This window comes from Dyella sp. ASV21, from assembly GCF_016428975.1.
In the GTDB taxonomy this organism is placed as follows: Bacteria; Pseudomonadota; Gammaproteobacteria; order Xanthomonadales; family Rhodanobacteraceae; genus Dyella.
In genome coordinates, this window is sequence record NZ_JAELTT010000044.1 from 23,994 (window position 1) to 37,106 (window position 13,113).

Annotated in this window: 6 protein-coding genes; all 6 read left to right on the forward strand. The window is 65.0% G+C overall.

What is annotated here, in order from left to right; genetic code table 11:
• The first annotated feature begins 647 nt into the window (after positions 1-647).
• Complete coding sequence (locus JHD67_RS14520) at positions 648-1,175, forward strand: hypothetical protein (protein WP_199099944.1); 528 nt, start codon at positions 648-650, stop codon at positions 1,173-1,175.
• A 70-nt stretch (positions 1,176-1,245) separates the two neighbouring features.
• Positions 1,246-1,719, forward strand: a complete 474-nt coding sequence (locus JHD67_RS14525) for a hypothetical protein (RefSeq protein ID WP_199099945.1) — start codon at positions 1,246-1,248, stop codon at positions 1,717-1,719.
• A gap of 304 nt (positions 1,720-2,023) precedes the next feature.
• The gene (locus JHD67_RS14530) at positions 2,024-2,212 is read left to right on the forward strand and encodes a hypothetical protein (protein ID WP_199099946.1); all 189 of its coding nucleotides are present in this window, start codon (positions 2,024-2,026) and stop codon (positions 2,210-2,212) included.
• 1,095 nt (positions 2,213-3,307) lie between these two features.
• Positions 3,308-10,393 (forward strand): ESPR-type extended signal peptide-containing protein, encoded by a 7,086-nt coding sequence (locus tag JHD67_RS14535; protein ID WP_199099947.1) that lies wholly within the window; start codon positions 3,308-3,310, stop codon positions 10,391-10,393.
• A 74-nt stretch (positions 10,394-10,467) separates the two neighbouring features.
• Positions 10,468-12,414 carry a S8 family serine peptidase gene (locus tag JHD67_RS14540; protein WP_199099948.1) on the forward strand — a complete coding sequence of 649 codons (1,947 nt, stop codon included), beginning with the start codon at positions 10,468-10,470 and terminating at the stop codon, positions 12,412-12,414.
• 179 nt (positions 12,415-12,593) lie between these two features.
• On the forward strand, positions 12,594-13,113 hold a 520-nt coding region (locus JHD67_RS14545), incomplete at its 3' end, for a PhzF family phenazine biosynthesis isomerase (protein ID WP_199099949.1).

The following is a 13,113-nucleotide window of genomic DNA, read 5'->3' on the forward strand; positions in this document are numbered from 1 at the left end:
GCGTTGTGATTTGTTGACGTCCCTGCGTTTGCAAATGGGGATACTTCGACAAGCGGTTGGCTATCGCGCGAAGCCGATTCGGTATCGACGGCTTGTTCGACTGCGCGCTTCCATAGCGTTTCGTGGGGCCGGCGATGTTTGCTGAGCTAGCGAAGACTTTGTTGTGCCGTCATCGCCGCGAAAGCGGGGAGCCCGTGTCTTTGCGGCTATCGGGTGATAGCTGAGTCAGGCGCCACGGCTCGGGCAGTACGCCCTTGATTCCCATTGCTTTTCGCAACGATAAGCTTGCCGCGCGATGGCGCTTCCATGCTCCTAGAACGAGTCATGCGCACTTTTACAAGTCATAGAGCCTCTCTCCTATGGCCTATCGCCGATCTATGCCACTCGTGGTTTCATGCGGAGCGCGCAAAGCAGGGGTCTTGAGCCGGCGGTCAACGCGAGGCTTGATGCGAAGCGCTACGGATACAGGTCGCTTGCTGCCCATGGATGCGGCGAAGCAGGCGATACGGGAATCAGGGAGAGGGAGTTATAGGCCACGGATGGCCTACCCCCGGGCCACCGGCACGTCGCGCCGGGGCGGCGGCGCAGGCATCGGGGCGCGCATCTGATCTAATAAGCACCATTGCCCCGCTTTGGATGCTGTAGCCATGTCTTCATCTGACGATGATTTCGAAACCGCGCATTTCCACGATGACGATGACGATTCGCTCGACGCGCGCGTGTGGCAGTTGTTGCTGTTGATCAATCCGGGCGACGACGACTCCGCTTTCCAGCAGTTCACCGCATACCGCGATGCGGTGGGCGATACGCCGGAGGACGAGGTGGACGTGGCGGCGATGGTGGGGCAGGTGGCGGATTGGCGCGCCACCTTCCAGGTGGACGCCGATGACACGCATACGCTGGTGCAGGTGATCAACGAATTGGTGGCGCGCTGGAACATCGCCATCGATTGGGAGGGCGATCCGGACGAGGACGAGTTCCACGCCGATACCGATGTCTCCGTGCTGCTGGGCGTCGCGTACGACAGTCTGGCGCCGCATGGCTACACGCTCTGGCTGCGCGACACCGACGAGGATGTCTATGCTGGCTGGATGACGCTGAGCCGCAATACCGAGGCGATGCGCGAGCTGGCGACGGAGCTGGGTATCCATCTGCGCCTGGGCAGCGAGGCCTGAGCGGGCGGCGGGAGGACGCGCTGGCCGTAACCGCGTATCGTGCGCCGTTCCCCGTGCAAGGCTACCTCCCATGACACCCATCGTGCGCTTTCCCTACGCCCGCTTTCTTGATGCGCTGGAGCAGGCGCTCGGCGCAGCCCCTGAGGAGGGAAGCACGGTGCTGTCATCGCCGCTGGCAGGCCTGCTGCGCACCCCGCAAGTGCCTGGCGCCTGGACACCGGCCGCCGTCGCCCTGGTGCCGTTGCTGAAGGCGCGCCAGGCCACTCTCCAGGCGGCTTCTGATACCGAGCTGGCGGCCGACGAGCTGCGCCGCTACCAAAAGTACGCCAAGCCCGGGAAACCCTCGGCACACATTGTTCAGCTCCGTCAGCGCCAGGCGGCCGCCCGCCAGGCCACCCACACTTCGCGCCAATCCCTGATGAAAACCGCAGCGGCCTTTGTGCGTGAAGCGGGCCTCGACGTACCCGAGCGCGTGGCGCTGGATGCGTTTATCGTGGAATGGTTGGACATGCATATACCCAAGGACGCCGCACCCGGTGCGTGAGTGTTCCATCGGGTACGGGGTTGCACGCCTCGCCCATGCGTCGGTGGCGTGCTGGTGGGTGGCAGGCGCCCGTTTTCTGCGGCTCGGTACGGCGATATGCCGATCGCTTTGCCGTCTGTTCGGCGGGTAACCACTGGCATCATCGCCAAGCGCCAGCGGTGGGCACTTGAGCGGCTGTCGCGGAATAATCCCATGCAATGTCAGGGAATCCTGAGTACTAATTTCAGGCTTGTCCTATAGCTGACAGGGGCGCTCACCGGGCACGATGCTTGGGAATTCCTCCCTCGACGGTAGAGGCTTCCCCATGGCTACAGAAGTCCATTACCAAATTGCTTGCGCCCACGACGGCCATTGGCACGTGTTGCGTAACCATCACGTGATTACCAAGGCCAAGGATCTCTTCGACGCTGCGGACATCGCCACGGGCTTCGCCGAGCGCGAGGCGGAGCTTGGGCTGAACGCCGTAAAGGTGGTTTGGGCGCCGGGTCATTGATGGCCGCGGGTCGCCCGCCTATGCCCGCGCAGGTGGCCGTTCTGTTTGTGCTCCAGTGGTAGATTCGCTGTACCCCTAGCCCGTCGGTCTCGCTTGCCTCTATGGCATGTAATGCGTGGTTCACCCCGTGGGCGCCAGTCGTCTACTGGGTTAGCTGGCGCTATCGCCACGCGCGGGTCTCTGCCGCACACGCATGCCGCGACATGCTCTCGCTTCGTTGGATATCCATCCGTCGTCGCGTCGGGAATCCTTCTTGTTTGGCCTTCCATCCGCATAGGGTGACCGTCGGCGTGGTCGACGCCGTCCACGTGGATGTCTCCCATTTTCTTCCCATGCCCTTCACTCGCCGATCTTCATGGTCGGTTGAGGCGTGTTTTGTACGCGTATGGGTGGGTGAATTGGCTTTCGGTTTGTGACGCTCGTTGCAAAAAAAACCGGTCTCCACGAAACAGCTTGATGCCCTCCTGTGGGTGCATAACGTCTCAGGGTTTGAGAAGTTTCCGATGGTTTCCTGCCACTGGACACTGATCGACGTCAGTGCTCCGGCCTTCACCGATGTAGGCAAAGGTCGTGTGCGATGACGGTATGTTCTGTATATCGTTTGGCAGGGGGCCGACGTGGTTGGTGCCAGCGGGCGATCACGTGATGGCATCCAACAACACGGATGGCGGGATGACGACGGTTGCAACTTCATCACACCAGCCAGTGGCATGGGCGTTTTTGGGTAGCCGATCGAATGCGCGCGTTTATCGGCTGGCCGATGGATGCGATGTAGGAAAAGCTTTTCTAGCGTGAGCGGCAAGCGCTCGCAGTACTTATCGATAAAGTACTGGGCACTCCAACAAGAGCTTTCTTGCCGCACCGAACCTTTCGGTGCGAGAACCCCTGCATTCCTCGCGTTGCGCCCGGCGCGTCCACACCCAACGCTGTTCAAGTTGCTGAAGCGCCATTCAGGCGATTCAGGGCGACGCAATGTGCGAGGCGGTGCTGTTTCCAACAGCAGCCGCTCTGGACGAACCCTCGGGAAGACGCATGCATTGGCCAACGCATGGCCAGATGCACGGCGACCCGAGTCATCGCGATGGGGAGAATCGGGTGAACAAGATTTTCAGCAAGGTATGGAACCGTTCGTTGCAAATGCTGGTGGTGGCATCGGAGTTCGCCAGTACGCGCGGCAAGGGAGCAAGCAGCAAGCGCTTGCGCGCGGCATTGCGTGGCGTGGGCACATTGCTGTTGCCACTTGCGCTGCTGAGTACGCCGGCGATATCCAGCGCCCAAGACGCTTCGGTGCAGGTCACTGCCGATTCCAGTTTCTTCAAGGCGGTGGGTGTCGGTGACGGCACGGACGATGCGCAGGCCAATGGCGAAGACGCCGTGGCCGCAGGGCGCGCTGCAAACGCGCTGCAAGTGGGCAGCACGGCAGTGGGTGCGCATAGCCAAGCGGCCGGTGAGCACAGTTCCGCGATGGGGCAGCATGCGATCGCTTACGGCGACTACAGCTCGGCCAGTGGCGCAAGCAGCTTTGCGCTGGGCGACTTCAGCACGGCCCATGGCGCGGTAAGTTTCGCCCAGGAGATTGGCAGTACTGCGCTGGGCGCCGGCAGCCAGAGCAAGGCGATCTACGCCTCGGCTGTGGGTACGTTGGCGCTCGCGGAGGGTGCCAGGTCCACCGCCGTTGGCGTTGGCAGTGTTGCGGCAGCGACGGGAGGCGTCGCCGTCGGCGACGATAGTCGCGCGCAGGGCGTCAACAGCGCAGCACTGGGTCCGCAGGCCACTGCCGTGGGCGATTACAGCACCGGCACGGGCTCCAATGCCTACGCGCAAGGCGCGTACAGCACGGCCATGGGCTCAGCGGCGCAGGCAAATGGCGTTGGTAGTACTGCGCTAGGCCAACAAGCCGTTGCGGATGGTTTTAACAGCAATGCGCTTGGCGCACTGAGCAGCGCGACGGGCAATTTAAGCGTGGCGCTGGGTGCAAACAGTGTGGCGTATGGCAATCGCGCCATGGCGCTGGGAGCAAACAGTGGCGCCATGGGCAATGATGCCGTGGCGCTGGGCAGCGGCGCGCGCGCCTACGACGCAGGCAGCGTGGCCTTGGGTGCGGGCTCCACCACCGATCGCGACAACAGCGTCTCCGTCGGCAATGCCCATCAAGCCCGCCAGATCACCCACGTGGCCGGCGGCACGCAGGACACGGATGCGGTCAACGTGGAGCAGCTGCGGCAAACGCTCGGCACCGTCACCGCCAAGTCACGCTATTTCCAGGCGCAGGGCGTCCCCATGGGTGGTGACGAGGCGCACGCCGAAGGCGTGGAAAGCACATCGGCAGGCGCCGATGCCTATGCCGCCGGTAACCAAAGCACGGCGCTTGGCGCGCACAGCAACGCCAGTGCGGCCGAGTCGGTCGCCGTGGGTGCCAATAGCTACGCGTATGGCAATGACAGCACCGCTGTCGGTGGTGGCAGCTATGCCATGGCCGATGGCGGCACGGCGGTGGGCAATGGCGCCAGCGTTGCGGGCGTGCAAGGCGTTGCGCTTGGCTATGACAGTTCCGCAAGCGGTTCGAAGGCACTCGCCCTGGGCGCGAACAGCGTCGCTTCGGGCAGCAGCAGCATGGCCGTCGGTGTCGGCAGCGTGGCCTCCCATGCCAATACGGCAGCGCTCGGCACGCAGGCGAATGCGCAAGGCCTCAACGCCGTGGCCGTAGGTGCCAACGCAAGCGGTAGCAAATCGTTCACCACCAGCGTAGGTGCCTTCAGTGCGGCCTCCGGTGATTACGGTGTGGCCATGGGTGCCCAGGCGTTGGCGAGTGGCAGCCAGACAACCAGCGTAGGCACTCAGAGCAGCGCCGCCGGTTCCCAGGGCAGCGCCTTCGGTGCCTACAGCCAGGCGCTGAACTTCCGCGCCACCGCCTTGGGCGCGCTCAGTGCCGCGGACATCTCGGGTACTGCCGTGGGCGCCACCAGCATCGCCAACGTCAATTCCACCGCGGTTGGCCTTGGGGCCATCGCGGGTACCAGTGTTTACACGGACGGCGCATTGGTCGATGTGCTGGCGGGTACCGCGATTGGCTTGCAGTCGATGGCTACCGGACGCAACAGCACGGCGTTGGGCATGAAGGCAACCACGCAGGCCAATGATGCGACCGCGCTGGGCAGTGGCGCCAGCACCACCAAGGGCGCCACCAACAGCGTCGCGTTGGGCGCCGGTTCGTTGGCCGATCGTGTGAACACCGTGTCGGTGGGCACAGCGGGCGCGCAGCGGCAGATCGCCAATGTCGCCAAGGGCACGCAAGCGACGGACGCGGTGAACGTGGAACAGTTGCAATCGGCAACGCGCCATTTCGCGGCGAACGGCGCCAACGATGGCAGCGATGACGCGCACGCCGCCGGTGCCGAAAGCGTTGCGAGTGGTGTCGATGCGTACGCCTCGGGTGAGCACGGCACGGCCATGGGGGCGCATAGCAACGCGGGTGGTGTCGAGGCCGCAGCGCTGGGTGCCAACAGCTATGCCAGCGGTGACTACAGCACGGCGGTTGGCGGCGGTAGCGTCGCCGGCGACATGGGGGCCACGGCGCTGGGCAATGGTGCAGCCGCCACGGGCGTCTACAGCACCGCCCAAGGCTATGGCAGCGCGGCCCAAGGTGTGTCGTCCGTCGCGCTGGGTGAGCAGAGCCGCACCAGCAATGAAGGGTATGGCACCGCGCTGGGCAGCCAAAGCAATGCTAATGGCATGTATGCGACCGCCGTGGGCTATCAAGCCACCAGTCGGGGCGATGGCGGCACCGTGGCGATCGGTGCGCTGAGTGCAGCCAATGGCAAGGGGGCGATTGCCATCGGCGGCGGTGCCACGACGAACAAGCCGGGAGGCACGGTGGTTGGCGGTTTCGCCAGCGCCGACGACTATGCAGGCACCGCCATTGGCTATGGCGCCATGGCGCGCGGGCGCAGCAGCAGTGTGCTGGGTAGCGGCGCCAATACGTTCGCCTGGTTCGCCACGGCCATCGGCGATGGCAGTATGGCGGTGGCCGAAGGCAGCGTGGCCCTTGGCGCGCGTGGAGATGCCGAGGAAGTGTTCGGACGCAGCACCATCTCCGGTGGCTTGCGTAGCGTTGCACTCGGTGCGGGAGCGGCATCGTTCGGCAAGAACAGCGTGGCCCTGGGTGCCGGTGCCACCACCGGACTTGACCTGAGTTCGCCGGAAGAGGGTGAGGATGGCGTGGCCATTGGCCATCGCGCGTTGGCGGGTCGGGATGCCACCAGCACCACCATCGCCAAGCAAACCGTGGCGTTGGGCAGCGAAGCCTGGGCCACGGAGAACGGCGCTACGGCAGTGGGCTACAACAGCTACGCGCAGGCGGTGAATGCCACCGTGTTGGGCAACAACGCGTGGACCACCAAGGGCGCGACCAATAGCGTTTCGCTGGGCGCCGGTTCGCTGGCCGATCGTGCCAACTCGGTGTCGGTGGGCGCGGCGCAGGAGTGGACTGATCTGGCGGGCGTGAAGCATGCGGCAATCGATCGCCAGATCACCAATGTAGCCAGAGGCAGCGAGGCTACCGACGCGGTGAACGTGTCGCAGTTGAACGAGGTGGCAGCCAAGTCGGTAAGCGCGCGCTACTTCCAGGCCAAGGGCGCCACCGATGGCAGCGATGATGCGCACGCCATCGGTGCCGAGAGCGTGGCGGCCGGTGCGGACGCGTACGCCGCGGGCAACCAGAGTAGTGCGATGGGCGCGCACAGCAGCGCGCAGGGCGAGCAAACCGTTGCGTTGGGTGCGCAAAGCTACGCAGAGGGCGATTACACCACCGCCTTGGGTGGTGGCAGTTTCGCAGCGGCTCCGGGCGCCACGGCGGTGGGTAACGCCGCCAGTGCTGGGGGTGCGTACAGTACGGCCAGTGGCTATGGCAGCGCGGCGATGGGCCTGGCAGCTACGGCCGTCGGCACCCGCGCGGCAGCCACGGGCGACTCGTCCGTGGCCTTGGGCGATAGCAGTGTCGCGGGTGGCATTTACGACACGGCGATCGGTACCAATGCGCGTGCCCAGGGTGGTGCCAGCATTGCGATGGGCTGGAACAGCCGCGTGATCGAGGGCAGTGCGGCGGTGGCGTTAGGCATGAATAGCCTTGCGGCCGGTATGTGGAGTGTCGCCGTCGGTGCCAACACGCAGGCGAGCAAGCCATTCGCGGCAGCCTTGGGCCCTGGCGCAGCCGCCACGGCCTTCGGGGCGGTGGCGGTGGGCCAGGCGGCCGCACCGGGTTGGGAGTCGGTGGCGCTGGGCTTCGGTGCCAAGGCTACGCAGGGTTACTCGATGGCGCTGGGCGCAGAAAGCGTGGCGACCGGCAACTACAGCACCGCGGTGGGGGGCGTGGGTCGTCCGTTTGCGGGTGGCGCGGCCGCCACCGGCGAGGAGAGCACGGCAGTGGGCGCGAGCGCCTCTGCCACGGCAACGAGTGGCGTCGCCATGGGCGTGGCAGCGCTGGCGGGCCAGGATGCCTACAGTCAGACATCCGCCAAGCGCACCACGGCCCTGGGTACGGAAGCCTGGGCAACCGAAGACGGTGCGACGGTAGTGGGCTACAACAGTTACGCACAGTCGGTGAATGCCACGGTGCTGGGCAACAACGCCCGCACGACCAAAGCGGCGGTGAACAGCGTTGCGCTGGGTGCGGGTTCGCTGGCCGATCGTGCCAACACGGTGTCGGTGGGCGCATCGACGGAGTGGACCGATGAAGCAGGCGTCAAGCATGCAGCAATCGATCGCCAGATCACCAACGTCGCCAAGGGCACGCAGGCCACGGATGCGGTGAACGTATCGCAGTTGGAGGAACTGGCCGTCAAAACCGTCAGTACGCACTATTTCCAGGCCAAGGGTGCCAACGACGGTAGCGATGATGCGCATGCCGTTGGGGGAGAAAGCCTGGCTTCCGGTGTCGACGCTTATGCCGCAGGCCAGCAGAGCAGTGCGTTGGGTGCGCACAGTGCCGCGTTGGGCGAGCAGGCAGTGGCCGTGGGCGCCACCAGTTATGCGGAAGGTAACTACAGTACCGCCGCAGGTGGCGGCAGTTTCGCGCGGGGTGAAGCCGCCACGGCGCTGGGCAACGGCGCCAGCGCCACCGGTAACTACAGTCTTGCAAGCGGCTACGGCAGCACTGCTGCCGGCAAAAGTAGCGTGGCGGTGGGTGCGTCCTCCAGTGCCATGGCCAGGGATAGCACCAGCATGGGTGCGAGCAGTCAGGCCTTGGGCGTGAGCAGTTCTGCCTTTGGCAGCGGTGCATGGGCTAATGGGCAGGGCTCTACCGCTTTGGGCGCAGGCAGCACGGTGGATGACAAGGCGAGCCTCAGCGTGGCTGTGGGTGGTGGCAGCTATGCCAAGGGCATGCGCTCGACCGCCGTGGGCTATAGCAGCACGGCGGCCGCGTTGGGCGTGGCCATGGGCTATAACAGCTACGCGGAGTCCCAGTCGGTTGCGCTTGGCTATTGGGCGCACGCAGGTTCGGATATCTATAACGCTAAGGGCGAGTTGATAGGTACACGGCCAGGCATCGCCGTGGGCGATGAGGCCAGCTCGCTTGGCAACAACAGTGCGGCCATCGGTCGCTTTGCGACGGCATTGGCGGAGAACAGCGTATCGCTGGGCTACAACGCCAAGGCGGGCCGGGATGACACCAGCGTCACCCGGGCCACCAACACGACGGCTTTGGGCAGTGAAGCGTGGGCCACCGAAGATGGCGCCACCGTGATGGGTTACAACAGCTACGCACAAGCGGTGAACGCGACGGTGCTGGGCAATAACGCCTGGACGACCAAGGATGCCCAGAACAGTGTGTCCCTGGGTGCCGGCTCGCTGGCCAATCGAGCCAACACGGTATCGGTGGGTGCGGCATACGAGTGGACCGATGCCGCAGATGTCAAGCACGCCGCGATCGATCGCCAGATCACCAACGTGGCCGACGGCACCGAAGACTCCGATGCCGTGACGGTTCGCCAGCTGAAAGCGGTTGGACTGGTCGATGGTGGCGGCAGCGCCATGGATGCCGTGATCTATGACCCAGGCAACCAGCGTGGCCTCATTACCTTCGGTGGCTCGGCCGGCACGCGCCTTGCCAACGTGGCGGACGGTCGGATCGAAACCGGCAGTCGCGATGCCATCAACGGTGGCCAGATCGCCGCCATGCGTGACGCACTGGCGGGCTCCATCGGTGCCCTGGATGGACGAGTGGGCCAGTTGGAAGTGGCGGTCAAGATCCCGGAGGAGATCCCCGGTGGTGGTGGCGGTGGCGGCGTGTCGGCGCCCTTGCCTTACATCGATGGCAACGCGGTAGGCGCCATTGAAGCGCCGGCAAACGCGGGAGCCAGCGCGGGCGTTGCCGTGGGTTATGGCTCCAATGCGAGCGGCGAGAATGCGTCGGTGTTCGGTCAGAACGCCACGGCTCTGGGTCATTACGGTACAGCCGTAGGCAATGACAGCTATGCGGCGGGACCCAAGGACACCGCCATCGGTGGCAATGCCAAGGTGCACGCCGACGGCAGTGTCGCGGTAGGCGCCAACGCCATGGTGACCTCCGCGCTGGCCACCGGTGCGGTAGCCATTGGTGCGGATGCACAGGTGTCCACCACGTCTGCCACGGCCGTTGGTCAAGGCGCTAGTGCAACCGCGGTGGGCGCCGTGGCGCTTGGTCAGGGTGCGGTCGCCGATCGTGCCAATACCGTCTCGGTCGGCTCGGCGGTCGCGCAACGCCAGATCACCAACGTGGCGGCGGGCACGGCTGTCACCGATGCAGCCAACGTAGGGCAGATCCAGGAGGCCCTGGTCACCGCCAAGTCGTATGCCGATACCGGTGATGCCCAAACCTTGAGTTCGGCCAATGCCTACACGGATGCGAAGTTGGCCAACTCGGTGAGCCAGTCCGACTTCAACCTCTTCCGCAACCAGATCAACACGCGGGTGAATCGCGTGGGTGCCATGGGTTCGGCCCTGGCCGGCATGGCCGGCGCCATCGCAGGCTCACCCAGCACCGAACACCGCGTAAGCGCGGCCATGGGCGGCTATGGCGGCCAGGGCGCGCTCGCGGTGGGCTACTCACATCGCCTGCCGGGTAACGGCAGTGTGTTGGTCGGTGGATCCGTCGCTGGGGGCGGCGAATCCAGCGGCACCGTCGGCTTCAGCTTCGGCTGGTGACGGCACCCGGCTCCCCGGCGAGCGCCGGGGAGTTGTTACTTCCAGTCCCACTCCATTCTCTGGGGAGAAGATTCATGGCTTGTATTCGCCTGATCCGGCGCGCCGCGCTGGCAGTCTCGTTGTCCTTGGCTTGCGCGGGTGCTTTCGCCGCCGAAAGCGCTCCGGTCCTGCGCGACACGGTAAACGTGACGCCTGCGACCGAAGATGTTGGCCGATTCATCATTACCTATCGCGAAGGCACCGCGGAGCGCATTCAGCCGTCGCTGGCCGTGCAGAGCGTGACGGCGGCACTCTCTCGCAGCCGCATCGCACTCACCGCCACGCGCGACCAGTCGGTGCCGGTGAGCTACCTGCGCAAGCTCAGTGTTGGCTCGGACTTGGTCCGCACCAGCCGCAAGCTCAGCGTGAGCGAGGCCAATGCGCTGATGCAGCAGCTGGCCGCTGATCCGGCCGTGAAGAGCGTGCAGCCCGATCGACTGCTTCATCCCACGCTGATGACGTCGAGCCAGCCTGCCGCGGTGACGCCCGATGACCCGCTCTACGCCAGCTATCAGTGGCATCTGCGTGCTGGCGACGGCACCATGGAAACCATCAAGGGCGATACGACGAGCTTCGCCAACCTTGGCGGCTCCAACGCGGCCAATGCCTGGGAACTCGCCGATGGCGAGGGTATTGTCGTGGCGGTGATCGATACGGGTATTACCCATCACTCGGACATCGACCTGTCGCTCGCCGATGCAGGATACGATTTTATTTCGGACGGCTATATCTCCGGCCGCGACGACGACGAGCGCGTACCGGGCGGATGGGATACCGGCGATTGGACGACCGAGGCCAAATACACCGATAGAACGACCGGCTGCGTTTCCAAGTCGCAAGCGAGCGACTCCAGCTGGCATGGCACCCATGTGGCCGGCACCGTCGCCGAGCTGACGGGTAACGGCAAGGGCATGGCGGGTTCAGCGCATCGCGCCAAGGTACTGCCCGTGCGTGTGCTGGGTCATTGCGGTGGCTACGACTCCGACATTGCGGACGCCATTACCTGGGCGTCAGGCGGCCATGTGGATGGCGTGCCCGACAATACCCATCCGGCGCAGGTGATCAACATGAGCCTGGGCGGTGGCGGCGTTTGCTCCGCCGACGATGTGTCGGGCTTGGCGATCGCCGGTGCCCTGGCACGCGGCACCTCGGTGGTGGTGTCGGCGGGCAACAGCAACGCCGATGCAGCCAACTACACGCCCGCCAGCTGCCCTGGCGTCATCTCGGTGGCGTCCAATGGCATTGCCGGCAAGCGCTCGTTCTACTCCAACTATGGAAATAGCGTGGCTATCGCGGCACCGGGCGGCGGTGTCTACGCCAATGACGCCAGCAGCGGCACGCAGGTAAGGGCGGGCTTTGTGTGGTCGGCGATCAACATGGGTACGCACGAGCCGGGCGATGAAGGCTACGGCGGTATGGCGGGTACGTCGCAGGCGGCGCCGCATGTGGCGGGCGCCGTGGCCCTGGTGGCCGGTGCTCGCAAGGCGCTGGGCCTGCAGGCGCTGACGCCGGCAGAGATGACCAAGCTGCTCACGGACACGGCTCGTCCGTTCCCGGCCAGGCCGGACAAGGCCATCGGTGCGGGCATCGTTGATGCGCGGGCGGCCGTGCTCAAAGCCATCGGTGAGGATTCGCCGCCGCCCGAGGTGCCGGGCGAATCCGTGGTGGATCTGACCAATGGGGCGCAGGTCACGCTGAGCGCGTACCAGGGCGACTCCAAGCTGTATCGCATTCGCGTGCCAGCGAATGCGCGTAGCCTGAGCCTGCGAACCCTGGGTGGTTCGGGCAATGTCGGCATGTACGTGAAGGTAGGCGCTGCACCGTCAGTCGATGGTGGTGACGCGACCTACAAGTCGACCAAGCCGGGTAGTTCGCAAGCAGTGATGTCGAACGTCCCCGTAGCGGGCGATTGGTACGTTCGCGTGAGGGGGGCCTCCGATATCAATGGCGTGACGGTGCTGGCGAGCTACACCATGCCGTGAGTCAGTGAGGCGATCGCGCCTCACCCTTCGTCTCGGCGCCTGCCGCTTGATTGGTGGCAGGCGCTACATACCGACGAATCAAGCATCACCGATAGACGACACCATCGTGACTTGTCACGATGGTGTCGTGCTTTCTGGGTGCCTGCATCGGCATCACTACCCATATGCGGAAGTTATGTATGCCCGTTATGTTCCAGCTCGATTCCTTCACTACGCATCGCTTCAGCGGCAACCCCGCCGCGGTGGTCGTACTCGATGCGTTTCCCATGGACGAGGTGATGCAGGCGGTAGCCGCCGAGAACAATCTGGCGGAGACGGCGTTCCTGGTGGCGGACGGCCCAGACTATCGACTGCGCTGGTTTACGCCCCTGGTGGAAGTGCCGCTGTGTGGGCACGGCACCTTGGCCAGCGCCGCAGTGGTGATGGAGCGGCTGGAGCGTTCACGCGAGCAGGTGACGTTTCACACGGCGAGTGGTCCGCTGTACGTGCAGCGGCGCGGCGCGAGCTATGTGATGGACTTCCCGGTGCGGCATGCCGCACCCGTGGCGATGCCTGCGGATGTGCTCGACGTACTTGGTGTGGAGCCGCTGGAATTTCTCGGCAACGAGTTCAATTACCTGGCCGTGCTGGACAGTGCGCGGACGGTACGCCGGTTGCAGCCGAACCTGGCGGCCATCGCGCTGTGGAACAGTCCGGGCC